A 25,356-nucleotide genomic window follows, 5' to 3' on the forward strand; every position below is an offset into this window, starting at 1 on the left:
TGGTCAAAGCGCGCCAATCACTTCTTGCCGGCGAGCCTCCCAACGTTCGGCAAGCGCATCCCCTTCGAGGTCTGGCTCCTCGTTCAGCAGGCTATCCCAAGCTTGTTTCAGTGCTTCCAGGCGGGCGAGGCGGTTATCGTTCCATGTCTGCATCTCCTCGCTCCATAGCCCTTTCTCTTCCATATAGCGGATAGCCCCAGGGTGGAAAGGTATATCGATAGGTGGCACGCCGGAGTCCTCGATTGCCCAGCGGTGAATGGCAGCGGTCGCGTCACGATAAAGGTCATAACTCTCATCCAGGCTCTTGATGAACTGGTAGACCTCTTCTTCGTCACGATCAGCCATGGCTACGATGATCGGGTAACGGTAAGCAAGCATGTTGGCGGGAGATTCTTCGTTTAGCCCAGAGCCAATGGTTTCACGGAATGACTGGAAGACAGGGGCCACCTGGTTCATGCGCGCCCAGCCCTCTTCGTCATCGGCAGGAATATCTACCCAGCGAATACCACGAGAAGACTCTTCCAGCTCATAAAGCTGGCTGGCGGTGGTGGTCGTGCAGGTGGCATCGGCCCGATCCTCGACCAGCGAACTCATGGCGGCGCCGTGAGTCGGGAACATCACCGCCTCCACATCGTCGCGCCCCAGCCCTGCAAAGGCCAAGATCGCATCACATTTCACATTGACCGAAGGGTTGCCTGCCACGTAGGCAACCCGTTGCCCCCGCAAGTCTTCGAGCGTGTGGATATTGGCGTCGGCGGCCGATGGCACACCGAAAGTAGACGGTCTTCCTGCAACGGCTCTGAGGTCTTGTGGCCCCCAGCGACGCTCACTGAAGTCGTAACTTCCTTCCGTTGCAAAGAAGGACTCCGTGGCCAGAAAGGCATAGTCAGCTCGGCCGCTCACCAGGGGCTGCAATCGCCCAATAGCCGATCCCGCAGGCTGGATACGTATGCGGGTGTTGTAGCCCTTGCCAAAGGCATCGGCGATGGCGGAGGCCTCCGAGTGTCCTTGCGAGCCCACATCATAGGCGGTCCATGTCATGGTGCTGGGAAGCTCTGTGGCCGAGGCCGTATTGGCTAGAACGGCAAAAACGGTGGAGATAAGGCCAGTGGTCAGGTGCGTGCGTTTCATGGTTTTGCTCTCATGTTGTGTTGTTATTGGCGTAACGTTAATTGTGCTTATTTTTCAGCCCTTAGGATTGGGCAATGGTGTACATCGTGTTGTGCAAAAGGCTTCATGCCACCGGCACATCCGGCAGCACGCCTTTCGCTCTAAGGTGTTCTATTTGTTGCACGGTCAATCCTGCTTCATGAAGGATTGCGTCGGTATGTTCGGCAAAGCGTGGCGGTGGCGTTTCATAGCGTGAGGGCGTACGGGCTAGCTTGATCGGCGAGCCTGTGCCCTTGTAATGGCCGATATTGACGATCATATCGCGGTGCTGGGTATGCGGATGCGCCAGCGCTTGCGTGGTATCGAGTACGGGCCCGCAGGGAACGCCGATGCGCATCAACCGGTCGGCGAGCTTATCCCCTTCCCACCTGGCCATGGCACTCTCCAGCACATCACGCAGTGCATCGCGGTTACCCAGGCGGGCACCATTGGTTGCAAAGCGTTCATCCTGGCTAACGTCGTGGCATTCGAGCAACTCGCATAAGCGCGCGAACTGCACATTATTGCCAACCGCCAGAAAAATCGGCTGTGTCGCCGTCCGGTAGACCTCATAAGGGGCAATATTGGGATGTTCATTTCCCGTGCGGCGCGGCGGCGGCCCACCGTAGAATACGTTGGGAAAGTGGGGATGCATCAAGGAGAGCCCGGAGTCGAACAGTGCTGTTTCGACAAACTGCCCAAGCCCGCTGCGCGTACGCTCATGGAGAGCCAAGGTGATACCGATGACGGCATTCAGGCCGGTCACGATATCGACAATGGGTAGCCCCACTCGCAGTGGCTCCCCCTGTTTCTCACCGTTGACACTCATCAGTCCCGCCATTGCCTGGATGATGGCGTCATAGCCAGGCAAACCGCCCATCGGACCATCAGCACCAAACCCACTGATTCGGCATTGGATCAGACGAGGAAAGCGCGCGCTGAGAATGTCATAGCTCAGTCCCCACTTTTCCAGGGTTCCCGGCTTGAAGTTTTCCACCAGCACATCGGCGCCCTCCAGCAGTTGTAGTAGCAGAGCCTTGCCGTCAGGATGGCGAAGATCCAGCGCCATCCCGCGCTTGCTGCGGTTCAAGCCGTGGAAATAGGAAGCTGCATCACCTTCGAAAGGAGGCCCCCAGCCGCGGGTTTCATCCCCCCCGGGAGGCTCGATCTTGATCACATCCGCACCGTAGTCACCCAGCACCTGGGTACAGTACGGGCCTCCCAGCACACGGCTAAGATCAATCACCCTGATTCCGCTCAGTGCGCCATTGGTTTTAACCATGACCCACCTCCAGCCCGTGGGAACGCGCCAGTGCTTGAGTATTTACCACCGCAGAGACCTGTTCGTCGGTCATCGGCGTTTCGCTGAGCAGCATCGCCAGCGCTTCCGGCGACGCTCGACTGACCGATAGCGGATCGGGAGGGAGTAGCTTGTGGCGTACCACCAGCCAGGCGAGTGCCAATCGCCGCCTGTCTCCCGTGATCCGGGACGCCTCCCAGGCCATAAGAATGGCGGAGGTAATGTGGTAGAGACTGCTGGCGATCCGCCGCGCGTCGTGCTCGCAGGCAGGATCCTCTGCCAGTGCATTCGCGCTCTCTACTGCCTTGTCGAGGAGCACCTGCAACAGGTGGCGCTCGTGATTCTCAATGGCGGACGCATGCAACTGTTGGTGCAAGTAGTCAGCCAGTACCGGCAAGGTCTGTTCACGCCGAATCGCCCGAAAAACATCCAGGGCAACGATATTGCTGGTGCCTTCCCATATTGAGCCAAGGTGGGCATCACGCAGCACGCGGGCATCCGACCACTCCTCGATGTAGCCACATCCACCACGTACTTCCATGCCATCCCCAGCCACCTTGCGTGCATCCCGCGTGGTGCGGAACTTGATCATGGGTGTCAGGATGCGCAAGAGCTTGGCTGACTGGGTATCCCCCGCATCGGCACGCCGCAGGCACTCTGCCGTGTGGAAGACCATCGTGCGCCCCTGCTCGGCAGTGAGCATCATCTTGCTGAGCTGACGCTGCATAAGCGGCAGCTCGATGAGCTGGCTACCGAACGCCTGCCGATGGCGGGCAATGAAAAGCGCCTCGTTGAGTGAGCGACGCATTAGCCCCGCCGACCGCACCCCGTTCGAGAGACGAGACATGTTGATCATGTCCGTCATCTGCTTGAAGCCCTGCCCCGGCTCTCCCACCACATAAGCTTCGGCGCCTTCGAGCAGGATCTCACCGCTCGCCATGGAGCGAGTACCCAGCTTGTCTTTCAGGCGTACGATGCGGTAATGGTTAAGATCACCATTTTCCAGATACCGGGGCAGCAGGAACAGCGTGAGACCGCGAGTGCCCCGCTCCCCCTGCTCGGGGCGCGCCAATACCATCGCCAGCGCGGCATCAGGGTTAGAGCAAAACCATTTGTCGCCATAAAGGCGCCACTTGCCCTCTTCCTGCCTCGCTTCCGTGGTAATCGCTCCAACATCAGAGCCTGCATCCTGCTCGGTCATGAACATGGCTCCCTGATAGGCCAGATCCATATCCTGTGAGGTCAACGCTTCCAGGTAGCGGTTCACCAACGCTTCGTCGCCAAACTTGCGCAACGTGCGAGTCAGTGCATCGGTCATGCTAAGCGGGCAGCAAAGGCCAAACTCTGCCTGCACGAACAGGTACGTCAGCGCGTACTTCACTACCGGTGGCATGGGTTCCGACCAGTCAAGCACTCCACCGCGGTGCGACATGGCCGCCAGCCCGAACTGCCCATAGGCATACGCTTCCAGGCGTTGATAGGCTGGATGTTTGAGGATCTGCTGACGCTCGGTGCCATTTCGGCTGCGCAGGGCAAGTTCAGGCGGATGCTTGTCAGCCTCGATGGCCAGCGCTTCCAGTTCACCGCCAGCAAGGGCTCCCATCTCGTTGAAGTGGTGTTCCAAGTGCTGACGTAGCGCCGTCGGCAAATAGATATCCAAAAGCTGGGAAAGGGTGGGATCGTTATGGTAACTGTTCTGCCCCCAGGAATCGGGGATATTGCGGTGTATCATTTCATTCACAACGGCGTACCTCTTGGACTTATTATATGTTTTATCGTCACATTAGGCGGGTACGGAGACCGTCTCCAATACTGTTTTAGGATCCATTGATTCAGTTTTATGTATGATTGAAGAACAAGAAACGATAAGGAACGAAGCCAATGGCGCTGACATTTCGACAGCTGCGTTACTTTCTGGTGCTCTCGGAGGAACTACATTTCGGCAAAGCAGCGCAGCGCCTGCATATTTCTCAACCACCACTAAGTGCCAGCCTGCGTCAACTGGAAGAGGAGCTAAAGGTCAAGCTGCTGCTGCGCAATAGCAAACGCGTTACCCTCACGCCCGCCGGAGAAGCCTTCCAGCGCCAGGCACGCCGGATTCTCGAGCAGCTAGAAGACTCGCAAACGCTGGTGCAGCGCATTGCCTCAAGCGCCACCGGCCTGGTGCGTGTTGGGTTTACGCCCGCCATGCTCTTTCGCGGCCTTCCGGAACTGCTCAAACGCCTGCAATCCCGCTATCCCGGCATCGAAATACAATTGATCGAACGCAACTCGGCAGATCAAGTAGAAGCAGTGATGCAGGAGCAGCTCGATATCGGCTTCATCCATTCGATGCCGTTACCCGAGGGAATCGAGTCGGTCATCCTGTCGGACGAACCCTTCCTGTGCTGCTTGCCAGCGCATCACCATCTGGCAGGCCGACGCGAGTTGGCAGTCAAGGAATTAGCCAATGAGCCTATCATCCTGTTTGGTCGCGACCTTGCCCCTCACTATTACGACAGGATCATCGGCCTGTTTCACCACGCAGATGTTAAACCCCATATCTGCCACGAAGTCTCCCACTGGTTGACCATTCTTGCTCTAGTAGCTAATGCGATGGGGGTTGCTTTAGTTCCCAAATCACTTGCCAAAGCCGGTTTTTCCAATGTGAGCTTTCTCCCTCTGACCGATTCAACGACACGACATCAGTCGCACTGCATATGGCGCAGCGATTCGGAGGAGCATGAAGAAATCCGTCAGTTGCTGCTTAACTGCCTAAAAGAACAACAGCAAGTCAGGTAAGCACGGCGCCAAGCCCAGCAGCCCCCTACCTGCCCTACTCCCGCTGACGCATGCTGGTTCCCTCATTCCGTCGTGAGGAAACCGCAGTGCAGTCGTTGTCGCCTACGTGCGAAATAACGCTTTCGCGACTACGCTATAGCAACGCTCACTACTCAAAGGAAGAGAATATGTCTACTACCACTATCGTCGTTATCGTTGCCGTGCTGAGTATTGGCTTCGGCGGAGTGCTGCCTTTTTAAACAGCTTTCTTTATTTTTCCCAAGACAACCCCTGAGAGCCAAAAACAAAAAAGGCCGTCGAGCTAATTGCTTGACGGCCTTTAAAATTCTGTGGCGGAGGGGGAGTCCGCATACTACATGTACAACAGCATCCACAATGATACAACAAGCCACTGATTTATAATAAAATAATAGTCGATACAGTCCAACCACACCCACTCACATACAACGTAAAACATATTAGAAGTATGGGCTGGTGTATGGGCTAAAATGTGGTACGCTAAAAACATACTTCGGGGATAGCGGCTATGGGCAAACTCACGACAAAAGGCGTTCAAAAGCTGGTCAGGGAGTCAAACCCTGGCATGACCAATGATGGGGATGGGTTGTACCTCAAAATTGGCAAAGGTGGCGGCGCAAGCTGGATTTACCGTTTTCGATGGAATGGCAGGTTACGTGACATGGGTCTTGGTAGTTATGCTGACAAAACACTATCAGACGCACGCGAATCAGCCGCAGAAAATCGAAAGCTCGTCAAACAAGGCATCGACCCACTGGCTGTTCGTGAGCAGAAAAATGAAAAAAAGTCCGTGACTGTAACGGTTACCCACTGCGCAGCACGCTATATTCAATCCCACCGTCGCAGCTGGCGAAATGCCAAGCATGCACGTCAGTGGGTAAGCACTCTTAAAACATACGTGCGCCCGGTAATAGGTAACCTACCCGTAGAAGAGGTCACCACTCAGGATATATTGAAGATCCTCACGCCTATCTGGACAGTCAAGAATGAAACAGCTAAGCGTGTTCAAGGTCGAATTGAAAACATATTAGACTTCGCAGCAGCCCATGAGTATCGCGACCAGGTCAACCCTGCCCGCTGGCGTGGCCATCTCGATAAACTCTTAGCTAAGCCGTCAAGGGTTCAAAAGGTGAATCACCATCCTGCTATGCCTTATGATCAGGTAGCGACATTTATGGGCTCAGTTCAGCTCTACAAAAGCATGTCATCAAAAGCACTACTATTTTTGATACTGACAGCCACACGTACCTCAGAGGTGCTCAACGCTGAGTGGAAAGAGATCGACATTGGAAAAGCTACGTGGCAAATACCAGCAGAGCGCATGAAAGCTAATCGAGAACACAGAGTGCCACTATCTAAGCAGGCAATTGATCTTTTACTGAGCCTCTCTCGCGTGAAAGGCAATAGCTTTATTTTCCCGGGAATGAAAGCGGGTCGACCATTATCCAATATGTCGCTTCTGCAATTTATGCGTGGGCTAGGTTACGGGCCTAGTGGTGAAAAAGGCAATTATGTGCCCCACGGATTCCGCTCAAGCTTTAGGGATTGGACAGGCGAGGTAACGAGCTATCCAAGGGATGTAGCTGAAATGGCACTGGCTCATGCAATTGAGAATAAAGTTGAGGCCGCCTATCGTCGAGGAGACCTTTTTGAAAAGCGCCGAGCTATGATGCAGCACTGGGCCGATTACACTTTTTTGGTATAACAGCTAGGCCTTATCATTGATCCGCCAAATATCCCGTGTAATAAGCATTTGATGACTGAAAGGTAGTCGAATACCTCATTGCACGCCCGCAAGCGAGACGCCTATCGTTAAACTACTTTTGAACACTACGCGTTCGTAGTGTTGCAACGACACGATAAATACCGTTTATCAACCGGTAACCGACATCTGAATTGATGACACCTTATGGTTGCTGGTGAATGGGCGTAGTGCTTTCTCCCATTATTGATATCAATCCCAACAATTCACGTAGTTAAGCCACCACACCAAATACCCGCCCTATGCCGGATGTGATGGCCATAGCAAGTGCACCCCAAAACATGACTCGCAAAGCAGCCTTGAGCGTTGGCGTCCCACCTGCCCGCGCGGCAACGGCCCCCAATAAGGCTAGAAAATATAATGAACATAGCGATACCAACACCGCAAGCTGCGTTAGCGGCCACAATGGCTAGCCCCAGTCCACTGCGCTGCTGTTTACTGGCGCGCCAGAATCGATGCGTTAATTTGCGCTATCAACACCTGAGCCTTGGTCGCTAACGCTAAAAGTGAGACGACGCTCCCCTGACTCCCACTGCGCATCAACGTTAACGTGGGCATCGCAAGAGCAACATCAGGCCAGTGGGATGGCTCTATAAAGCGGACTTGTTTGTCGTACAAGCTATTTGCCGGGGCATGTTCGGCCACATCTGCGACGCGACTAGCTTGGCCATAATCAAAACGCACACGCACCTCTAGACGAGCCAGAGTGAGTAACTGGTCAAGGGTTTAGCTCAACCGCACAACGCACTCTTGAGCATAGTTGAGCGATGTTATTGCAGCCTGACTTTCGACCCTGCGAGCCATTTGCAGGTGGGTTTTGATTACAGTCAGCGGAGGCATGGTTTGTAAAGCGCTGCTCGCGGATAATGGCTTGCTGTACACACTCAAGAAGCGTATTTGAGGTTTCAATTAGCGGACGAGTCTCTTTAGGGAGGCCATACGTAGCGACCGGGGCGAGTGCATCGGGTAATCCGCGATCAAGAATGACCAAATCACTGGTCACCGCTCGCACCGCCTGACGGGCGTTAACCCAGTGTTTAGACAAATAAAAACGCCCTTGCGGTGAAGGCAAGGGCGTGGGCATGGCAATCGCCGAATAAGGACGAATGGCTAGGCGAGACGCTTAGCGGCAAACCACCCCAACACCATGGTCACCAGCATGGCCAATAGCGGTAAGGAAAGACCGCCGATGGAGGCAATCGCTGGCCCTGGGCAGTAGCCGGAAAGTCCCCAGCCAATGCCAAACAGGGCCGCGCCCCCTAACAACTTCGCATCTAACTCTCGTTTGGTCGGTAACTGAAAGACGCCACCCAGCAGTGGAGCAGTACGCTTGAATACCAGCCGATAGCCGATAAAGGTGGTAACGACGGCCCCGCCCAATACGAACATCAGCGTTGGATCCCAGGCACCCGCTACGTCTAGAAATCCCACTACTCGCGCGGGGTCCGTCATGCCTGAAACAGCCAAACCAATACCGAAAAGTAGCCCCGCCGCATAGCCTGCCGCCGTTTTTATCCAACTGCTCTTGTTTGACTGACTCATTGAACTATTCATTGAACGCCACCTAAACCTAGCAAGTGGCGCGAGATATAAACGGTCACTAGCCCCGTCACTAAAAACATACCGGTGGCCGCCATGGAGCGTGGCGCCAAGCGCGCCAGTCCGCATACGCCATGGCCGCTGGTACAGCCACTGCCCAGCCCCGTGCCTACGCCCACTAACAGCCCAGCCACTAGCATTAACCCTACACCTCCTACTGATGCGCCGATCACCTCGCCAGGGCTACCGGCAACGTTGCCCAAACCACCACCAAAAGCCATAAGCAAAAGCGGGCCGCTAATCAGCCCTAACAGAAAAGCCACTCGCCAAGCGCTATCGCCCTTGGGGCGTTGTGTTATCAAATTGCCCACGATGCCACTGATACCCGCAATACGCCCTAGCGTTGCCATCAGCCAGGTAGCGGAAAGCCCGATCAACACACCCCCAACCAGCCCTTGTAAGCCTGCTGTCCAATCCACTGGTGACTCCTTAGATCGCACTCAAACCGTTAGAAAAAATTAATCGGCACTTTGAGATAGACGGTGCCGTTCTCTTCCGCCGGAGGCAGCTCCCCTGCACGCATATTGACTTGCACAGAGGGAATAATGAGCTTCGGCATGCCTAAGGTGGCGTCGCGCTCAGTGCGCATCTTCACGAACTCGTCTTCGCTGATACCTTCATGAACATGGACATTCTCACTGCGCTGTTCCGCAACGCTGCTTTCATGCTCAAAGTTATCACGGCCGGGGGCTTTATAGTCGTGGCATAAGAACAGCCGCGTCTGCTCGGGAAGCGCCAACACTTTTTGAATAGAGTGATAAAGGGTGCGCGCATCGCCGCCGGGAAAGTCACACCGCGCGGTGCCATAATCCGGCATAAAAAGCGTATCGCCTACAAAGGCGGCATCGCCCACTACGTAGGTTAAACAGGCGGGCGTATGCCCAGGAGTGTGCAGAACATTGCCCTGTAATTGGCCAATGGTAAACGTATCCCCTTCTTCGAACAGCGCATCAAATTGGCTGCCATCCCGGGCAAACTCGCTGCCCGCATTGAACGCCTTACCGAATATCTCCTGCACCTTCACTATGTTGGCGCCAATGCCGGTTTTACCGCCTAACTGATCATGCAGGTATGGCGCAGCCGAGAGGTGGTCGGCATGCACATGGGTCTCCAAAATCCAGACCACCTCGAGATCGTGTTCGCGAATAAAGGCGATGATGTTGTCAGCGGATCGCACGTCCGTCTGCCCAGCGGCATAATCAAAGTCGAGCACTGAATCGATGACCGCACAGGCACGGCTGTCTGGGTCTTGAACCACATAGCTAAAGGTATTGGTGGGCTCATCAAAAAAGTGCGTAACGATTGGGCATTGCATCGCGATCACCAAGATAGGTAATTTAATTTTTTGATTATGAAAAATAGTATATATCAAAATAACTCATAAGCTTAGATTTATTTCGAATATGATTCCAGAATAATTTTTTTAAAAAAATTCTATCGTTAAATTACAAAGCTGGTTAGCTAGCCAATGGGTATACCCGCTCTGTCGCGACTTGGATCTGGGTAGGCTAAGTGGGGATTAACATATCTTATTGCTCAACACGGATTCCATTGTGTCAATTGCGATATTTGCAAGTCCTTCAAGATAAAACACGAAAGACGAATAGCTTTATGAAGGTTTTGTCGAACATCGAATTTTCCCTTCTTGGTGCAGCACTGGTCGCGATTAGCTACGGGTTTGGATGCTTCACTTTTGGCCTATTTGTCCTGTCAATTATTACCGAGCTGGCTAACGTCCTACTTGATCGGCATTATCAGGGTGCTTAGGCGTTGCAGGTCTCGCGCTGCTCAGTCAGTCGTATACGCACTATCAATGGGTATTGGTGGGTTTATCTGCGGTATCTGCGCCGGTTTGATGATGCCAAAACTTACCGATGCGATGACGGCATTGGTGAGTCGCACGATGCACGGTCGTGTAATATCCATCATGAATGCTGGTACCAGCATCGGTATTAGCATTGCCGTGCCCTCCGCCGTGTTCCTATACGATGCATGGCGTCTCACTTGTATGGTATTTGCTGTGCTAACGGCTGCTGGCGTGAAGGCTGCATGGTACTTCATTCCCTTGGATTCTCGTTTAACACCTGGCAATGCTTCCCCCACCGCCACCAATCACTCGGTTACAGTGGTCGCGTTTTATTCGGCTTTCGTTGTTCGGCTTCGCGATGGGCTTTGTGTTAGTGCCGTACTGGCTTTTACGTCTTAGGCAAGCGGTCGGTTCACCCGTTATCGGTATTTTTAAGGGCCCAACCTCGTTTGGGGTAGCGATGTCACGTATATCTAAACTGGAGATCGCTGGGCCTATCTAACGGTTGTCATTGACATATTAGCTAGAAAACCGGTTGGCTGGGCGAAGTCGTTATCGCCGGATAGCGAACTCACCAGTTGTGTATTAAAAATGGTCTATAAAAGCCGAGGGCGACCCAAAGCCGTTATGTTCCACAGCTGACCAGGGCAGCTATTTTACGAGCTGTAGTTTCCGTCAGACGCTCTGAAAATGCCTGATAAAACAAAGCCTGAGTCGGCGTGGGAATTACTGTGATAATGCGCCAATGGAGCGGTTCTTTCGGAGCTTATAGGTTTAATGGGTGCCGACGTATGGCTATCGCTCATTCTTGGAGAGCCAGCATCATATCGTGAACTATTTAATCAGGTATTAAAGCCAGCTTAGGCCTCATCAGCATAATGTGGGTGTTAGCCTGAATCAGGCAGAGGAAAAAAATGGGTTAACTATAAACCGGTGGCCAGTTTTACTTGACCACTACAGGCGCCAGAAAAACGTGCTCAATAATCAGTTTTTTTGCTGCTTACCTTTTTTAAGCCTGCCATAAGTAACCTCATTTAGGATGATTCTTGTGCCAATCGACAAGTATGTCTTACACAGCCACCCATCATCGAAAAGAGGTATTACTTATGCAAGCTCTCAACGCAAAGATTATAACATCTGCAGTGTTACTGACGGCTAGCACGGCAGCACTGGCCGAGACTCATTGTACTGATGCCCCCAGTAACGAATGGATCAGCCAAGCGGATATGCAAGAACGTATCAGCGAAATGGTTTACAAAATCAAAGAATTTAAGGTCACCGAAGGAAACTGCTACGAAATATACGGCTGGGACGAGCAGGAACGCCGGGTAGAAATCTATTTCAACCCCGTAGATGCCAGTATCGTGAAGCAGGAAGTCGAAGACTGATCAGGAGGTTTCCATGGCCGATAATACCCGTATCATTGTTTGGGACCCATTGGTCAGGTTGGTACATTGGGCTTTGGTCGCTGGCGTAGCCGTCAACCTATGGCTGACCGAAGAAGGGAGCGATATACACCAATGGGTCGGTTATGCCTTGGTGGCATTAATCGTCGCACGTATCCTTTGGGGGTTTATCGGCCCCTGGAGCGCACGCTGGAGTAGCTTTTGGCCTACTGTAAGGCGACTTCAATGTGCGCTACGCGGTCGCGACAGAAAGATAGAGCATAACGGCATTACCCATACACCGCTGGGAGCTATCATGATGCTGGTGCTGCTTGGGCTAATCCTCGGCCTGGGACTTACTGGCTACATGATGGAAGAAACTGATCGCTTCTGGGGGGTTGACTGGGTTGAAGAAACCCACGAACTCATGGCCAACGCGATTCTTTTTCTAGTACCTCTGCATGTATTGGGTGCTGTGGTAGAAAGCATCAAGCAAGGCGATAATTTGATCGCTAGCATGTTGCATGGCTATCGCCGTCGCCTTACCTCTAACCCCAACGCTAAGGCTCATGATGTTCAGCCTTAAGATGCGGTTAAGACAATACCATGATAGTGGCCACTCGTTAATTTTGCACGAGTGGCCTTTTCATGATTTTGATCACCCACAAAATCCTTTACAACACTATGCGCCGACGGTGTAAAGCCCTTGAAAAAGATCCTTAAGCTTGTCTATCGACAATTCGCCACTTCATCTGAAGCCATTTCTGTACCCCAGCCTTATTGAATGAGGTTAAGCGCGTATTGTTGGTCGGCTTGTACCGGGCGTGAGTGCCACAACGGTCATTAAGGCATTGAACATCATTCTTGGCATGCCGGCTTAACCCACCCTGCTGCGGCCTTTTCGGGCCTACCTGACACATCGCGGGCTGCGCTACCCCTAATTTATGCCACGACGCCGAACAGGCGGCCTATGCCAAAGGTCAAGGCCATCGCCAGTGCGCCCCAGAACATTACGCGCAACGAGGCTTTGAGTATCGGCGCGCCACCCACACGGGCAGCCGCCGCCCCAAGAAAGGCTAAAAACAGTATCGAGAAGAGCGCCACCAGAAGAATAAGCAATGACGGCGGCGCCCACCAGGCGATTAGCAACGGCAGCATGGCGCCAGCCGTGAAGGTCACAGCCGATGAAAAGGCCGCCTGGAGTGGACGTGCTTGGCTTGTCTCGGTAATGCCAATCTCATCTCTGGCGTGAGCGCCTAGCGCATCGCTTGTCATCAGCTGTTCAGCGACTTGCGTGGCTAGCGCCGGTGTTAACCCACGCGCTTCATAAATCGCTGCCAGCTCTTCCAGCTCAGCATCAAAATGTTCCGTTAAAGCTTGGCGTTCAAGCGCAAGATCCGCATGTTCGGTGTCAGACTGCGAGCTAACAGAGACATATTCGCCGGCAGCCATCGACATAGCTCCGGCCACCAGCCCTGCAATACCTGCCAACATGATGTCGCTATGCGCGGTGCTCGCTGCTGCCACGCCGAGGATCAGGCTGCTCGTCGAGACAAGGCCATCATTTGCACCCATGACAGCCGCGCGCAGCCACCCTGAACGGTTAGACCGATGGTGTTCTGTATGTTGCATAGCCTCACCTCGTGATTTATTACCCCTTTCTTTCCAGGGTAAGAGTGGCAGATTGCTGTGTGGCAACATCTGTAAGTCATATTTTTAGGAAGATCGTGTAGCAACAGTGCGATTCTCTGGTGCATATAACCGTTGAAATGCATTCAGATTTAATCACTTGTTCCAAAGAAAAGTACTGCAAGCTAATCAGGGATCCTGATGTTAGTTTTGTTCCCACACTACATTAACCACCAGGCCATGGGGCGTACGATTACTAAGCGTAAGGCGTGCGTTTTGGCGCTGAGCCAACTCCGAGACAATCGACAACCCCAACCCGCTGCCGGTAGTACCCTGACCAGAAGCGCGCCTAAAGCGCTCAGTGACTTTATCCAAAAGTGCCTCGGGAAGTCCGGGGCCAGTGTCTCTCACAGTAAGTTGAGGCGACCCCTGCCAAAGCGCCAACGCTACCTCTACTTGACCGCCTTCTGGCGTATAGCGCAAGGCGTTATCCAGTAGATTACGAAAGAGAATTCCCACCTCAATTTCGTCGGCGCGAACCTCTAACCGGGTTAAGCCTGTTAGCCTCAAGTGTTGATCTCGCTCTTCGGCGAGTGGCCACAACTCGGCTACCAATTCAGCAATGATCGGATAGAGATCGATAGTGGTCGTTGGGGTTGTGGCAACTTGATCCAAACGAGCCAAAATAAGCAGCTGCTCTACTACCCGCTGAAGCCGTTCAACCCCGACATAAGCCTTTTGTAATGATTGCTCTCCCCCTGCCTGCGCATTATCTAAGTGTATTCTCAGCGCTGCCAAGGGCGTGCGTAATTCATGGGCCGCATCCGCAGTGAAGCGCCGCTCGCGCTCTAACGTGGCTTTCAACCGGGCGATAAAGTCGTTTAGCGATTGACGTAATCCATTAAGCTCTTGAGGAACAGGATTATCGATATCACTTAGGTCGCGGGCAGAGCGGCCTTGCACCTGACTAGAAAGCGCTTGGATAGGGGCAATCCCCCGCCGGATAATACGGCTCATCAGCCAAAGAAGAAGAGGTAGCAAAAAAAGCATCGGCAATAAATTATTCCAGGTGATGCGCTCGACTACTTCATCATGAAACGAACCTCGCAGCCCCATGCTGATCCAGGTATCGGTGGTAATATCGAACATGCTGAAAACCCGCCAACGATGACCATCATAGCTTTCCCAGCGAAATCCCTCCTCTAAAGGAGCGGGAAAAGGCCCTGCATCATTCCATTTGCCCCCTAACAGCCTGGGTGAGCCATCTGAATTCCAAAAACCTAGTACTAATTTAAGCTCTTCCTCGTGGTAAAGCTTGGGACCTGATTCAGAAATACTCACGAGCACTGAGTTACCGTCGCGATATAGCTGAGCCGGATATTCTGGAAGGCCCATGCGCGACGCTAGGCGAGCATAGTCATCAAGGGTCGCGTCTGGATCAAGTTGGCCAGCCACAATCCGGCTATGCAGACTGAGCTGAGTATCGAGAATTTCTTCTAACTCATGATCTGTGATTAAGTAGGCCGCGGTAAACGCGACGCCCCCGGCAACAACCAGGGCTATGGCCAGCGTGCGGAGTAGATAACGCCGTATCGATATCATTGCGCTTGACTATCCAACCGGTAGCCAATCCCGCGCACATTAATGATCAGATGCTTTTCAAGCTTTTTACGCAGATGATGAATGTGAACCTCCACCGCATTGGAATCGACCTCTTCGTCCCAACCATAAAGCAGATTTTCCAAACGGGGACGAGACAGCACTCTGTCGGGATGCCTGGCTAGCTCTAACAATAGAGCATACTCTCGTCGGCCCAACTTTACGTCTTTGCCCCGCCAACTCACCGCATGACGAGCCTCATCAATACTCAGCGCTCCCAGTGTCAATATCTGCGAAGCGCGCCCCTCAGCGCGTCGCATGACGACACGCAAACGGGCAAGTAACTCCTTCAAATTAAAAGGCTTGAGCACATAGTCATCCGCCCCCGCATCTAAACCGCCAATACGGTCTTCCATTGCATCGCGGGCGGTCAAAATCAAAATAGGTAGAGTGGATTGCTGACGGATTAACTGCAGCACCTGCATGCCGTCCATATCAGGCAGGCCAAGATCCAAAATAATTACACTGAAGGTCTCGCTTTCGATAGCGCTGATTGCCTCGCGGCCAAGCATAAACCAATCGACCGTGTACCCCTCTCGTTCCAGCGCCGTTTTAATGCCGTCCCCAAGCAAGGGATCATCCTCTATTAGCAGTGCACGCATGCTGCTCCCCCAATCTACAAACCGCTATTTTCGCCACCAAAACTTAAGCTTTTCTTAAATATGGCAACGTATCCCCCACAAAGCATACGCATCTGAATTCAACCAGTCAGTCAGCCACCCTTTTTTTGCAAATCTCTTACGCCGCTTAACTCTTCTTTAAGTTATTTAGGCTCAAGCTGCCTCCTTCACCATGGGCAAAGCCAAAGCAGCGCCTTCAAAGACGATCATTTTGAATCTGCCTTGTCGCTTCCATGGGCAGATTATTTTTTAATTAACTGAAAGAGCGCCAGAGTATGCACTTACTAACACTGATTAGAACAAACCATTATTTAAAAATAATGGCCCGTTTTTTAGAAAAAAGAATGAAGCGTTATTTACTGGGAGGCATACGTTATATCCTCAAAGCGCCTGCCCCAGAAACCATTGACAGCCTTGTGGGCATAGAAAAGATTCTCATTATTCGCCCCAATTTTCGTCTGGGCAACGCGCTAATCAGTACCCCTGTCATCGATGCTTTTCGTGAACGTTTTCCTTCCGCGCGAATAGACTATTTAGCCACTGATAAAACATGGCCACTGTTGCAACAGCGGCCTATTGACCATTTTTATTTACTGTCGAGAGCCGCCATTCTTCGTCCTTGGCAGTGCGTGACGCTATTACGACGCTTACGAGCACAACGCTATGACCTAGCGGTACAAGTGAGCGGAGGATCAACGAGCGGCTTTATCGTGACCCGGTTAATAGGTGCACGGTACAGCATGGGTTCATCTAGTGGTGACCAGCGTCGGTACAGCATTGAGGCTGAAGGGAAATCATCACATGCCTACGATGCCATCGTTAATTTAGCACGCCCGCTCGGTGTTGCTTGTCGTAATCGGCCATTGCTCCAGCTAACGGAGCAGGAACACTTTCAGGCAATGGCGAAGATCCAACAATTAGTCAGCCCCCATAGCGATCACTCATCAGGTCCTAGCTTTATTGCGATTTTTGTCGGTGGGCATCAAAACAAACGTTGGCCGTTGGCATTTTGGCTAATGCTCATCGATGCCATGGAGGCCTGCGAAATACGCTACGTCGTATTCCTTGGGCCGGAGGAGTTTAGGCTTCTAGCCCCTATTGAGCAGCGTTTGATGTCATCACTGTATGGTAGCTTATGCCCGCCGCTTCCTATTCGTCACTTTGCCGCTGTTCTAGGGCGAGCGCGTTTACTCGTGACACCAGACTCCGGGCCTATGCACTTAGCGGCAGCACTCGATGTCGCCACCATTTCCCTAGTACGCCAGAAAAAATCACTCGCCTTCGTACCACGAGAAGCCTATGACACTATTCTGTGGCGCCCAGAGATCAGCACGGTAATAGACGCTATCAGCGCTAATCTTGACGGACAAAACGCAACCGCTCCCGTTCAACTGGCCTCGGCAACAAACCAACCAACACAGTGGGTTAGAACACCACCTAGCGCTGCCCCTTTGCATTCTAGCTACTGAATTAAAGCGCATAACTGTTCGTTAAGTTTTGCGCTTTACAGTGACCCTACTGTTACGTTATCGAGAGTACTGTCTTGCCGATTTCAACGACGTCAAAACCTAATGGCACGGGTGTCAAACGCATCTTCCGCGCTTCTATTAATGCAGTATCGGGTTTAAAAGCTTGCTGGATAAATGAGTCTGCCTTTAGACAAGAGGTGATGCTATGCCTCGTCCTCTACCCTTTTATATTTTTTGTTAATGCCACTTCCGTAGAAAAAGCATTGCTGTTTTCTTCACTCACCCTTGTAGTGATAGTGGAACTCATTAACTCCGCCATCGAATGCACCATTGACCGTATTGGACTAGAACATAACGAACTTAGCGGGCGTGCTAAAGACATGGGGGCTGCCGCCGTCATGATGACCCTTTTTATGATGATGGGTGTGTGGCTATGCGTGCTGCTCTACTAAATGTTCTCAAATCCGTAGCATCCGCATGGCTTTTATTTCTAATCGCCATGTCGGTCTTCAGTATTTTAAACATAGATTTTACGATAACTGACTTTATATATCGCTTTCAAGGTAATGCCTGGGCGTGGAAAGATACCTTGATTACCCAAGATGTTCTTCACACAGGCGGTAAATGGCTAAGCTTAGCGATGGGTTTAGTCACACTCCTCCTTTTGATACTAAGCACCGTGGTAACTCGTTTTAAAGCGTATCGCACGCCGCTTTTATATCTTTTTTCCGCAACGCTTATTTCTACGCTGCTTGTCGCAACGCTTAAACACCTTGTGAACATGGAATGCCCTTGGGATTTAGTTCGCTATGGCGGGGAACGAGACTTTATTGGCTTGCTCAATACACGGCCTTCCTCAATGCCAGCATCCGCCTGCTTTCCCGCCGGGCATGCCAGCGCAGGCTATACGTGGATAGCCCTTTACTTCTTTTTTGCCGCCATACGGCCCCATTGGCGATGGGCAGGGCTTTCGCTAGGTTTAGGGCTTGGCCTTACGTTTGGGATCACTCAACAGTTCCGCGGGGCGCACTTTCTCTCCCACGACCTCTGGACCGTCATGATTTGTTGGTCCGTAAGCTTTGTCCTTTCAAGATTCTTATTCCACCCCAGCGTTCATTAATCTTTTCATACAGAGAGCCTTTCGATGCGTCCTTTGCTATCATTGCCTTCAAAAATTGTAGGCACCGCTTGGCATTATCGCCCCACATTAAGCACGGAGCAGCTTGTCTTATGGGGCGTTGTCATATTCAGTGTTTTTTACAATGTCCCTTTTTGGCAACAAGCCTTAGCTGGCTATGACCCTCTTGCCGTCCAGACGTGGCTAACCTTTGCCAATATGTTTTTGTTGATGACCTGCCTTAACTATTTGGTCTTCGTGAGCCTTGCTTTTCGAACGCTGGTGAAACCATTATTGACCTTGCTTTTTCTGATTGCCGCCTTCGTCAGTTACTTTACTAGCTATTACGGCACCTATTTTGATACTTCAATGTTAGACAACGTGCTTCAAACGGATACTAACGAGGCACAGGAGCTTCTTACGCCCGGATTACTGATTCATTTAATGCTCTTTTTCTGTTTGCCAACCATCATGATTTGGCGCGTTAAAATCACACAGTCAACTTGGAAGAAGGCAGTGTTGCGTCGCTTAGCTTATTGCCTTGCCAGCACTGCTATATTGCTGTTAGCAATTTTCTTATCTTACCAAGAAGTGTCGTCACTCATGCGCAACAATAAAGAGCTACGCTACTTGGTGACCCCAGGTAATTATATTGTTTCGATGGCGCAGGCCCTTTCGAGCCAACACGCTTCCGCGAATACGGTGCGTTCCCCGGTGGGTGAGGACGCCAGTATCAGTTCACAAGCGGGTGACAAACCCAAACTGCTCGTCATCGTGGTGGGCGAAACGGTACGGGCGGCGAATTGGGGGTTAAATGGTTATGAACGCCAAACCACACCCAAACTTGCCCAGCAGCCTGACGTTATCAATTTTTCTGATGTTTCCTCATGCGGTACAAGCACAGCGGTCTCATTACCCTGCATGTTTTCATTACCAGGGCGTGCCGATTACGCTAAATCGTATGCTCAGCAATATGAATCCTTGCTGGACGTATTAGCCCACGCCGGGTTAGAGGTCACCTGGCTTGATAACCAGTCAGGCTGTAAAGGTGTCTGCGACGGAGTGACGACAGAAGCGCTCTCGCCAGAGAAGTATGCTTCTTTGTGTCAAGATGGGCGATGCTTGGATGAAGCACTGGTTCAAGCCTTGACCACGCAAATTAGCGGTACCTCAGTTGATCAGGTTGTTGTGCTGCATCAGCTAGGCAACCACGGCCCCAGCTATTACCAACGCTACCCTGATGACTACGAACGTTTTGTTCCCGCTTGCACCACCGCTGATTTAGCCAAGTGCTCAAGAGACGACATTACCAACAGCTACGACAATGCCATTCTGTATACCGACACTGTGTTGGATCAGGTGATTGAGATGTTAAAGCGTCAGGAAGACTACGCAACTGCGATGATCTATCTCTCTGATCATGGTGAATCACTGGGTGAAAAAGGCCTATATTTGCACGGCATTCCCTACGCCATTGCCCCCAACGAACAGACGCATGTGCCTATGGTGTGGTGGCTATCCAGCGCATTTTCACAGCAGCAAGGGCTTGATACGGACTGCTTACGCCCAGTCTCTGATCAAGCCGCTTCCCACGATAACTTATTTCACAGCGTGCTGGGGTTGCTTGGCGTAGCAACGGACGTATATCAGCAGGCAGAAGATATTAGCCAAACGTGCCGGAGCCTCGCCAATTAATGAATGCTTAAGTGATCGTTAAGTATTCCATGTCAAGCTGTTCTCCATTCTGCTCAATTATTCTGGTGTATGCACATGGTTTTATCGCTACTATTGGACTCCAACCAAGGTTTTTGGAGACGGCTGCTACCCAAAAAAAAGGCAACAGCAGGAAGCTTGGTAGGCGGTGTCGATACCTCTATTCTTTCTGCCAAATGGCTTTCCTTTAGAGCCAGCGTTGTTTTAATTACTTTACTAGCGACTCTGCTGTGGCTAACCGGTATTGAAAACATCGAGATCATTATCGGCTTATTAAGTGTAACGTCAAATGGTATATCACAGTTACTTGAACGCTATTTTTCTGTCAGTGTATTGAAAATGGATGAAAATGATTTGACAGATACGCTAGACGCATTGGGAATTGCAGGAGTTGGAACCTTAATAATTTTATATTTATTAGGGTAGCGCACCTAATAAGTACCCTCAACGCCAACTCCATAAAATAATCACCCTTGGTAGTCCAGTATAAGGCCTGGAGGTGTCTACGAAACCTGGGGCGATTCAGTATCGACTAGCCGTTCTAAATTAGTTATTTAAGCGTGATGAGTCAAACAGCCTCATTGATATTGCACAGCCATCAATCGCTAACACAATCCATTACCTTCTCCGTTCATCCAGAAGAGAAAATAACCGCATGTCACAAACAAAAAACCCGCTCCCTGATAAGCATTATATTAAAGAGGATAACAAAGCCTCACATTTAGCTGGGAGCATGATGGAAGTGCCTGACATCTTTTCCGCTTTTTCCAAGTTGCCGTTGAGAGAGCGCATAGAGCAATTCAAGCAACAACTGAGTGAAACTTACCTATTCTTGTTGAATGGTGCCCCTGAGACAAAAGAGCTCTCGGATGAAGCATGCCAGGAGCGCTTTTTGGATGAGTACCAAATTTCCCTAGATCGTTTAAAAGATAATATTAGCGCTACCAAATGCAAAAACATCATTTGCCACTCACTGCCTACTACCCATAGCACTGAGGTTAGCAACCTCTTTCCCGTAGCATTCATGTGGATCGTGTGTGCAGATCTCCTTGAGCAACATGGCTTTCATGAAAATGCTTGGTCATCGTTAATCGAGTTTAAGAATATCGAGCATCAACTTGGACAAGCACTGGCCACAGAAGAGAAGCTACAGAAAAAAGCTTATTCTCAAAAAGCAGGCAGACAAGCCTATAAAGATTACTCGAACCTGAAATACAGCTTTATTAATTTGCTTAGAAACTCTCCTCCTATAGGGGGTTGGAAAACACTCGAGTCCGCTGCTCACGAACTAGCGGAAAAGGTACTAGCAGAGCATGAGAACAGCGAACATCGAGCAATATATTCAATTAAAAAGGAAAAAGTAGAGACGAAGCTCAACACTTGGTTAAGAGATGTTAATGGTGAGTGTAGAGCAGCATATGACGAAAATGCCGCTAAACATCGCTGAAACCCATCACGCTTGACGGCTCATCAGCCACTCATCCACTTGATTTTCAAGCCACCCGACAGAGGCTGCGCCTAGCCGGATGGGCTTGGGAAAGGTTGCATCAAATCGAGGAGACTTTGGGTTCATCTTTTCATAGATGGATGAACGGCTGATACTGAGCTTTTGGGTCATTTGCTTCATACGCAGGACAATGCTAATACGGTGACTATGGGACATGGTTTAACTCCTTTCGGTTGATATGTGAATGATAGAGAGCCGCCACTACCACCGCAACGCGAGATGCTAGCTATGGAAAAAATAGCTTTTAATACTTATTTAAAATAATAAAAATTTAAATTTCAAATACTTATGAATTATTTATGTTTGTGGGAAAAAATACTCACCCTTCAGAAGCACTTTAGAGGTGGGTAATGCATGACTCGGTATGATGAGGGCAAGCACCAAACCACGCGCTTACTTAAGCTATACTGAATGGGAGCGAAAGCGGCGACGGATAAGCACTTACTGCCCGTTTTGACACGTGCCTCTATGTAATGGCTTTTGGCTAGCTCTATTCATTGACCGAGGCGTTTGTTGTGGTAAGAGCAAAACTTATTACAGGCCACTGACTACTATGCTCGACAAGTCTGACACCTGCCCGTCAGTGATGTGCTGCTGCCAGTAGTCCCTACGTTCTTGCTGGGTCATGGCGGTGACTCCTCGCCTTGATAAAGGTGACATCAGTGTGAGGAGCCAAATGCGTGAAGGATAGATGTCGGTATAGGAGTGCTTACGATTAACAGATGCAAAGCGCTCAATAGAGTCTAAATTAAGCACTTCATGTGTCGACTTGATTGCTAACTGGATCAAGAGCTGAAAAGCCGGGTTGACCGGCTTTGGTGAGGTTATAACAGGGGTTGATCGGCAAGCCTTGCAACATTGAGTTTATCTATTTTCCGATTTGTAAGGTGGTTTTATAACATTCGCATGTATGTCTATTTGTGGAATAGAGTGATGTATATTCTTTTCTACATGCCCATTAAACCTACCCCCAGTAGTTTGCTGATACTCCTGTTGCTCAAAAAGCAACAGCTCGTTAACGTGATAATCGATACCGTTTTTCAAGGCAGGTGACGCATGCAAAAGAATCGTCTCTGAAAATTCGTAATCATAGGGGCCTATCATCCTCAAATGCCCCAAACTTGTAAGCAACTGTAATGCTTGATCAAGTTTTTGGGGGTAACGGGTCTGCCCACGACCCTTTTGAAGAAACGGCGTCTTTTTGAAGTGAAAAGTGCGTTCCGTGCCGGGACTACCCAAGCGCCTAATTTCTCTAACGAGTTCATTGGTTACAGTGACAATTTCAGGCTCGCCCGCTAAATATTTAAGGTAATGATTTGAGTAACGCTTACAAAGCTGATAAGCATACTCAAGAACATCGCTGTTGATGTCACCTTCATATCCTTCGAACGCGTGAAGGATTGCAGCAACACGAGTAATATTATCAATGAGCTTTGAGGCATGATCTCGCGCATGGTAATACTGCTTATGTTCTGCCATATCTTGCTCAATGCTTTGTTGTATCTCTTGCCAACGCATTTTGGCTGAAGGGTTAAACCTTAGAATGTGTCGCTGCTGCCTTTCACTGTCCAGTATAGCAAACGCCTCCGTCAGCAAATGTGTTACTCGATCACTGAAAGCCTTCGTAGTGTCAGGATCAACTGGACGGCCTCCTTTCCGGCTCCCTATACGTGACACGGGCTTAATCACTATCAATCGCGATAAGAAACCGTTGTCCCTGGCTTCACTACCTCGCTTTTCTAAAAATCGATCTATGACTTTCGGCTGCGCCATCAGAACCAAGCTTAACCGTGGGCTTTCTAATGTGAAGCTTTCAGTACTACGGCGCGCCACCTCTATCGGCGAGCCGCTCCATATTAAATTAAACATAGGAAGGTCTTGGAATGCACGACCTTCAAAAATGTTGCCTGCTTCGCTCGAAACAAGACAGGCCAACGGAATATTTTCATACAGACTGAACGCGAGAGCACTTGGCGTGACATTTTCATAGATTAACTGACGAAGACGCAAAGGTTGGGGTTTTTGTCCATCTAGCTTGACTTGTTGCCGCTCAATTTCTTCAAGGTTCTCATCCTTAACGAATGCTTGGTTTCGCTTTTTTTGAAGTGCTTTTTCGTCATTTTCCCAGTTCTTTAGTTTTCGTTGATATATCTGAATCGATCGCTGTCGTTCTTTTTTTTGGGCTGTCTGAAAATCACGGATGGGGTTAAAGAACCAATTCTCCAAGGCTGTCTTTCTCTCGCCACTATCGGCAATAGTGAGCAGGTTTAGTGAGGTGGGCACCTTGTGGCCGTTAGGAAAGGCGACGTCAAAAACGCCCTGGCATGCCATCGCCATTGCGCCTAATGCTGTCGTGCGCGCCATTTCTGGGGCGACCTCGACATGCTGCGCCACTTCACGACTCGTGGACTCGAATAACGACTGCTCATCAAATACTGGCCATTGCCCTTCTTGATTTAAATCCGTATGCGTCATGAGTGTATCGCTGTCGCCATTAGAAAATGAAAAGTTGAATATTTATCTCTGCTATTTTTGCTATTACTAGCAAGATTAGCAAATATACTGCCTATTTTTTATTTTAATGGCATCTAGCTAGAGCAAACCCTTTCCTGAATGCGCGTCTTTTTGATGCCAATTAGTGTGGTGCAACGGCGGGATTTATTGCACTGAAGCAAATGGATGGAACGATGTTCAGTGGTACCGTCACCTCTACAATACTTAAGAAATAGAAGTGATAGTTTGTTGCTCATGAGCAACAGAGGCGTATTGATGTATGCGTATACCGCAAAAATGATCAAGCGCTCAGAATCGCCTGCTGAACGCTGACCCCACATGAGGCGAGGTATTCGCCACGCATGGCTGAAAAAGGAATGCTCGTCTAACGCTTGCTCCCGTCAAAGCAGTGCACACCCTGACCGATAGGTTTCGTATACGCTTTACACAAGTAGCTTGCGGCGTAAAACACGTCGGTAAATGCCGTTTGGTCATCGCTTCTGAAAAACCACGTAGCCAGGTCATTGCTGATAGGCTTTCTGGGCACTTGTACCAGCCCTGCCATGCATTCCTGCGGATAGTTGATTGCCCGAGCCCATGCCCTGACGATGCGATGGAATAAGTTGTCATATCCATAATCACCACAGGGCGTCTTATCCATGTACCCAAGGCCGTTATAGGCATCACCGTTCAACAGTAACAGTAGGTGGTAATGAGGGTTCACACTCGTATCTTGCTCACAGCACCAAGCATTGCGTAGCTTATGCGGGTATTTGATGCCTGCGGCGTCAAGCTCCTGGTGCAAATATTGAAGGAAGGCGCTGATAGTGGCGTTTTGGGGGGCTATCAAACCAGCATGATTGCCACCTGGATAGTGCAGGTCAATTCGTATCGCGAATAAGCGGTTACAGTCCTGACATGCTTGATTCATGACAAACAGTAATTTCTTCAGATAGTTTTCAATCAATGGCCCTCTCTGGGTTTGCACCAGCATATTTTGATAATAAATATCCCACCAAAGCTTTAAAGCAGGGTTATCTTGATGGCGTTTACGTCGACGCTGACCAACGTTGTATAGAGCGGTGTTCATGATGATACTCCTAACACTCACCCACGCAGATGCCCACGGCGTGTAGGCCGTGTTCATGCTCGTAGAGAGGATAAAATGTTGAATGATGGGCAACGCCGCGTTTAGTGACGCGGCTAGCTTGCCATAACAGGAAATGCCCTAATAGGCGACGATGAGCGACTTAACTATATGGCTAATGCACAGCATGGTTGATCGCACTATATGGATGTTCCTAGTTCGCAAGGCCGTCGGCTTGTAGGCCTCCTTCCCTGAGCACTA

At 50.6% G+C, this 25,356-nt stretch carries 25 protein-coding genes and 2 pseudogenes; 13 read left to right on the plus strand and 14 right to left on the minus strand.

Going from position 1 to position 25,356, the window contains the following annotated elements; genetic code table 11:
* Positions 1 to 3 precede the first annotated feature (3 nt).
* The 3 genes from E0L35_RS19745 to E0L35_RS19755 all read right to left on the minus strand — a co-directional run bounded on the left by E0L35_RS19745 (position 4) and on the right by E0L35_RS19755 (position 4,181).
* Positions 4 to 1,131, minus strand: coding sequence for a TAXI family TRAP transporter solute-binding subunit (locus tag E0L35_RS19745; RefSeq protein ID WP_138801238.1), 1,128 nt, complete (start codon positions 1,129 to 1,131; stop codon positions 4 to 6).
* A 103-nt stretch (positions 1,132 to 1,234) separates the two neighbouring features.
* Complete coding sequence (locus E0L35_RS19750; protein ID WP_138801239.1) at positions 1,235 to 2,431, minus strand: CoA transferase; 1,197 nt, start codon at positions 2,429 to 2,431, stop codon at positions 1,235 to 1,237.
* Entirely contained in the window at positions 2,424 to 4,181 is a 1,758-nt protein-coding gene (locus E0L35_RS19755; RefSeq protein ID WP_082116904.1) for an acyl-CoA dehydrogenase family protein, read from the minus strand. The genes E0L35_RS19750 and E0L35_RS19755 overlap by 8 nt, the downstream gene beginning before the upstream one ends.
* A 149-nt stretch (positions 4,182 to 4,330) precedes the next feature.
* Between E0L35_RS19755 and E0L35_RS19760 the strand changes: the two genes are divergently transcribed.
* The 3 genes from E0L35_RS19760 (at position 4,331) to E0L35_RS19765 (ending at position 6,953) form a co-directional block, all read left to right on the plus strand.
* The gene (locus tag E0L35_RS19760) at positions 4,331 to 5,230 is read left to right on the plus strand and encodes a LysR family transcriptional regulator (RefSeq protein WP_022520395.1); all 900 of its coding nucleotides are present in this window, start codon (positions 4,331 to 4,333) and stop codon (positions 5,228 to 5,230) included.
* Between the two features lie 86 nt (positions 5,231 to 5,316).
* On the plus strand, positions 5,317 to 5,469 hold the full coding sequence (locus E0L35_RS26320) for a hypothetical protein (RefSeq protein ID WP_171051205.1): 153 nt from the start codon (positions 5,317 to 5,319) through the stop codon (positions 5,467 to 5,469).
* Positions 5,470 to 5,756: 287 nt separating this feature from the next.
* Entirely contained in the window at positions 5,757 to 6,953 is a 1,197-nt protein-coding gene (locus tag E0L35_RS19765) for an integrase arm-type DNA-binding domain-containing protein (RefSeq protein ID WP_009288078.1), read from the plus strand.
* 271 nt (positions 6,954 to 7,224) lie between these two features.
* On the opposite strand, the pseudogene E0L35_RS19770 reads toward E0L35_RS19765, so the two are convergent.
* The 5 genes and pseudogenes from E0L35_RS19770 to E0L35_RS19790 form a co-directional block, all read right to left on the minus strand.
* A pseudogene (locus E0L35_RS19770) lies at positions 7,225 to 7,389 on the minus strand (VIT1/CCC1 transporter family protein); the annotation flags it as partial.
* 339 nt (positions 7,390 to 7,728) lie between these two features.
* Complete coding sequence (locus E0L35_RS26690; protein WP_249362165.1) at positions 7,729 to 8,094, minus strand: hypothetical protein; 366 nt, start codon at positions 8,092 to 8,094, stop codon at positions 7,729 to 7,731.
* Between the two features lie 26 nt (positions 8,095 to 8,120).
* Complete coding sequence (locus E0L35_RS19780) at positions 8,121 to 8,552, minus strand: DUF6691 family protein (protein ID WP_035538505.1); 432 nt, start codon at positions 8,550 to 8,552, stop codon at positions 8,121 to 8,123.
* An 8-nt stretch (positions 8,553 to 8,560) separates the two neighbouring features.
* The gene (locus E0L35_RS19785; protein ID WP_022523392.1) at positions 8,561 to 9,028 is read right to left on the minus strand and encodes a hypothetical protein; all 468 of its coding nucleotides are present in this window, start codon (positions 9,026 to 9,028) and stop codon (positions 8,561 to 8,563) included.
* Between the two features lie 29 nt (positions 9,029 to 9,057).
* Complete coding sequence (locus E0L35_RS19790; RefSeq protein ID WP_138801240.1) at positions 9,058 to 9,924, minus strand: MBL fold metallo-hydrolase; 867 nt, start codon at positions 9,922 to 9,924, stop codon at positions 9,058 to 9,060.
* A gap of 543 nt (positions 9,925 to 10,467) precedes the next feature.
* Between E0L35_RS19790 and E0L35_RS26695 the strand changes: the two genes are divergently transcribed.
* The 4 genes and pseudogenes from E0L35_RS26695 (at position 10,468) to E0L35_RS19805 (ending at position 12,387) form a co-directional block, all read left to right on the plus strand.
* Entirely contained in the window at positions 10,468 to 10,815 is a 348-nt protein-coding gene (locus E0L35_RS26695; protein ID WP_235976184.1) for a hypothetical protein, read from the plus strand.
* A 39-nt stretch (positions 10,816 to 10,854) separates the two neighbouring features.
* A pseudogene (locus E0L35_RS26700) lies at positions 10,855 to 11,367 on the plus strand (DDE-type integrase/transposase/recombinase); the annotation flags it as partial.
* A 155-nt stretch (positions 11,368 to 11,522) separates the two neighbouring features.
* Positions 11,523 to 11,804, plus strand: a complete 282-nt coding sequence (locus E0L35_RS19800) for a PepSY domain-containing protein (protein WP_138801241.1) — start codon at positions 11,523 to 11,525, stop codon at positions 11,802 to 11,804.
* A gap of 13 nt (positions 11,805 to 11,817) precedes the next feature.
* Positions 11,818 to 12,387, plus strand: a complete 570-nt coding sequence (locus E0L35_RS19805) for a cytochrome b/b6 domain-containing protein (protein WP_138801242.1) — start codon at positions 11,818 to 11,820, stop codon at positions 12,385 to 12,387.
* A 356-nt stretch (positions 12,388 to 12,743) separates the two neighbouring features.
* Here E0L35_RS19805 and E0L35_RS19810 read toward each other — a convergent pair whose 3' ends face one another.
* The 3 genes from E0L35_RS19810 to E0L35_RS19820 all read right to left on the minus strand — a co-directional run bounded on the left by E0L35_RS19810 (position 12,744) and on the right by E0L35_RS19820 (position 15,691).
* Complete coding sequence (locus E0L35_RS19810; protein WP_138801243.1) at positions 12,744 to 13,433, minus strand: VIT family protein; 690 nt, start codon at positions 13,431 to 13,433, stop codon at positions 12,744 to 12,746.
* A 201-nt stretch (positions 13,434 to 13,634) separates the two neighbouring features.
* Complete coding sequence (locus E0L35_RS19815) at positions 13,635 to 15,032, minus strand: ATP-binding protein (protein ID WP_138801244.1); 1,398 nt, start codon at positions 15,030 to 15,032, stop codon at positions 13,635 to 13,637.
* Complete coding sequence (locus E0L35_RS19820) at positions 15,029 to 15,691, minus strand: response regulator transcription factor (protein ID WP_138801245.1); 663 nt, start codon at positions 15,689 to 15,691, stop codon at positions 15,029 to 15,031. Before E0L35_RS19820 ends, E0L35_RS19815 begins: the two co-directional genes overlap by 4 nt.
* Before the next feature lie 362 nt (positions 15,692 to 16,053).
* Between E0L35_RS19820 and E0L35_RS19825 the strand changes: the two genes are divergently transcribed.
* From E0L35_RS19825 to E0L35_RS19850, 6 genes are all read left to right on the plus strand, one after another.
* Positions 16,054 to 17,178 carry a glycosyltransferase family 9 protein gene (locus tag E0L35_RS19825; protein ID WP_249362166.1) on the plus strand — a complete coding sequence of 375 codons (1,125 nt, stop codon included), beginning with the start codon at positions 16,054 to 16,056 and terminating at the stop codon, positions 17,176 to 17,178.
* A gap of 74 nt (positions 17,179 to 17,252) precedes the next feature.
* Positions 17,253 to 17,630, plus strand: coding sequence for a diacylglycerol kinase (locus tag E0L35_RS19830; RefSeq protein WP_217908915.1), 378 nt, complete (start codon positions 17,253 to 17,255; stop codon positions 17,628 to 17,630).
* Positions 17,612 to 18,298, plus strand: coding sequence for a phosphatase PAP2 family protein (locus E0L35_RS19835; RefSeq protein ID WP_138801247.1), 687 nt, complete (start codon positions 17,612 to 17,614; stop codon positions 18,296 to 18,298). The genes E0L35_RS19830 and E0L35_RS19835 overlap by 19 nt, the downstream gene beginning before the upstream one ends.
* A 24-nt stretch (positions 18,299 to 18,322) precedes the next feature.
* Positions 18,323 to 19,990 carry a phosphoethanolamine--lipid A transferase gene (locus E0L35_RS19840; protein ID WP_138801248.1) on the plus strand — a complete coding sequence of 556 codons (1,668 nt, stop codon included), beginning with the start codon at positions 18,323 to 18,325 and terminating at the stop codon, positions 19,988 to 19,990.
* Between the two features lie 75 nt (positions 19,991 to 20,065).
* Positions 20,066 to 20,434, plus strand: a complete 369-nt coding sequence (locus E0L35_RS19845) for a hypothetical protein (RefSeq protein ID WP_138801249.1) — start codon at positions 20,066 to 20,068, stop codon at positions 20,432 to 20,434.
* 229 nt (positions 20,435 to 20,663) lie between these two features.
* The gene (locus tag E0L35_RS19850; RefSeq protein ID WP_138801250.1) at positions 20,664 to 21,455 is read left to right on the plus strand and encodes a hypothetical protein; all 792 of its coding nucleotides are present in this window, start codon (positions 20,664 to 20,666) and stop codon (positions 21,453 to 21,455) included.
* 6 nt (positions 21,456 to 21,461) lie between these two features.
* On the opposite strand, the gene E0L35_RS19855 is transcribed toward E0L35_RS19850, so the two are convergent.
* The 3 genes from E0L35_RS19855 to E0L35_RS19865 all read right to left on the minus strand — a co-directional run bounded on the left by E0L35_RS19855 (position 21,462) and on the right by E0L35_RS19865 (position 25,098).
* A complete protein-coding gene (locus E0L35_RS19855; RefSeq protein ID WP_138801251.1) occupies positions 21,462 to 21,671 on the minus strand; it encodes an AlpA family phage regulatory protein in 210 nt (69 codons plus the stop codon).
* A gap of 708 nt (positions 21,672 to 22,379) precedes the next feature.
* The gene (locus E0L35_RS19860; protein WP_138801252.1) at positions 22,380 to 23,990 is read right to left on the minus strand and encodes a YfjI family protein; all 1,611 of its coding nucleotides are present in this window, start codon (positions 23,988 to 23,990) and stop codon (positions 22,380 to 22,382) included.
* 403 nt (positions 23,991 to 24,393) lie between these two features.
* Positions 24,394 to 25,098 carry an inovirus-type Gp2 protein gene (locus E0L35_RS19865; protein ID WP_171051206.1) on the minus strand — a complete coding sequence of 235 codons (705 nt, stop codon included), beginning with the start codon at positions 25,096 to 25,098 and terminating at the stop codon, positions 24,394 to 24,396.
* Between the last annotated feature and the right edge of the window lie 258 nt (positions 25,099 to 25,356).

Source organism: Halomonas sp. ATBC28, from assembly GCF_005937175.1.
In the GTDB taxonomy this organism is placed as follows: Bacteria; Pseudomonadota; Gammaproteobacteria; order Pseudomonadales; family Halomonadaceae; genus Vreelandella; species Vreelandella titanicae.

Excerpts from the sequence above, each read along its gene's own strand:
- E0L35_RS19805 (WP_138801242.1), top strand. The coding sequence starts at position 11,818 with ATGGCCGATAATACCCGTATCATTGTTTGGGACCCATTGGTCAGGTTG.
- E0L35_RS19790 (WP_138801240.1), bottom strand. The coding sequence starts at position 9,924 with ATGCAATGCCCAATCGTTACGCACTTTTTTGATGAGCCCACCAATACC.
- E0L35_RS19855 (WP_138801251.1), bottom strand. The coding sequence starts at position 21,671 with ATGTCCCATAGTCACCGTATTAGCATTGTCCTGCGTATGAAGCAAATG.
- E0L35_RS19750 (WP_138801239.1), bottom strand. The coding sequence starts at position 2,431 with ATGGTTAAAACCAATGGCGCACTGAGCGGAATCAGGGTGATTGATCTT.
- E0L35_RS19865 (WP_171051206.1), bottom strand. The coding sequence starts at position 25,098 with ATGAACACCGCTCTATACAACGTTGGTCAGCGTCGACGTAAACGCCAT.
- E0L35_RS19835 (WP_138801247.1), top strand. The coding sequence starts at position 17,612 with ATGCGTGCTGCTCTACTAAATGTTCTCAAATCCGTAGCATCCGCATGG.
- E0L35_RS19745 (WP_138801238.1), bottom strand. The coding sequence starts at position 1,131 with ATGAAACGCACGCACCTGACCACTGGCCTTATCTCCACCGTTTTTGCC.
- E0L35_RS19845 (WP_138801249.1), top strand. The coding sequence starts at position 20,066 with ATGGTTTTATCGCTACTATTGGACTCCAACCAAGGTTTTTGGAGACGG.
- E0L35_RS19765 (WP_009288078.1), top strand. The coding sequence starts at position 5,757 with ATGGGCAAACTCACGACAAAAGGCGTTCAAAAGCTGGTCAGGGAGTCA.
- E0L35_RS19815 (WP_138801244.1), bottom strand. The coding sequence starts at position 15,032 with ATGATATCGATACGGCGTTATCTACTCCGCACGCTGGCCATAGCCCTG.
- E0L35_RS19850 (WP_138801250.1), top strand. The coding sequence starts at position 20,664 with ATGTCACAAACAAAAAACCCGCTCCCTGATAAGCATTATATTAAAGAG.
- E0L35_RS19780 (WP_035538505.1), bottom strand. The coding sequence starts at position 8,552 with ATGAGTCAGTCAAACAAGAGCAGTTGGATAAAAACGGCGGCAGGCTAT.
- E0L35_RS19840 (WP_138801248.1), top strand. The coding sequence starts at position 18,323 with ATGCGTCCTTTGCTATCATTGCCTTCAAAAATTGTAGGCACCGCTTGG.
- E0L35_RS26690 (WP_249362165.1), bottom strand. The coding sequence starts at position 8,094 with ATGCCCACGCCCTTGCCTTCACCGCAAGGGCGTTTTTATTTGTCTAAA.
- E0L35_RS19810 (WP_138801243.1), bottom strand. The coding sequence starts at position 13,433 with ATGCAACATACAGAACACCATCGGTCTAACCGTTCAGGGTGGCTGCGC.
- E0L35_RS19760 (WP_022520395.1), top strand. The coding sequence starts at position 4,331 with ATGGCGCTGACATTTCGACAGCTGCGTTACTTTCTGGTGCTCTCGGAG.
- E0L35_RS19755 (WP_082116904.1), bottom strand. The coding sequence starts at position 4,181 with ATGATACACCGCAATATCCCCGATTCCTGGGGGCAGAACAGTTACCAT.
- E0L35_RS19860 (WP_138801252.1), bottom strand. The coding sequence starts at position 23,990 with ATGACGCATACGGATTTAAATCAAGAAGGGCAATGGCCAGTATTTGAT.
- E0L35_RS19800 (WP_138801241.1), top strand. The coding sequence starts at position 11,523 with ATGCAAGCTCTCAACGCAAAGATTATAACATCTGCAGTGTTACTGACG.
- E0L35_RS26695 (WP_235976184.1), top strand. The coding sequence starts at position 10,468 with ATGCCAAAACTTACCGATGCGATGACGGCATTGGTGAGTCGCACGATG.
- E0L35_RS19820 (WP_138801245.1), bottom strand. The coding sequence starts at position 15,691 with ATGCGTGCACTGCTAATAGAGGATGATCCCTTGCTTGGGGACGGCATT.
- E0L35_RS19825 (WP_249362166.1), top strand. The coding sequence starts at position 16,054 with ATGAAGCGTTATTTACTGGGAGGCATACGTTATATCCTCAAAGCGCCT.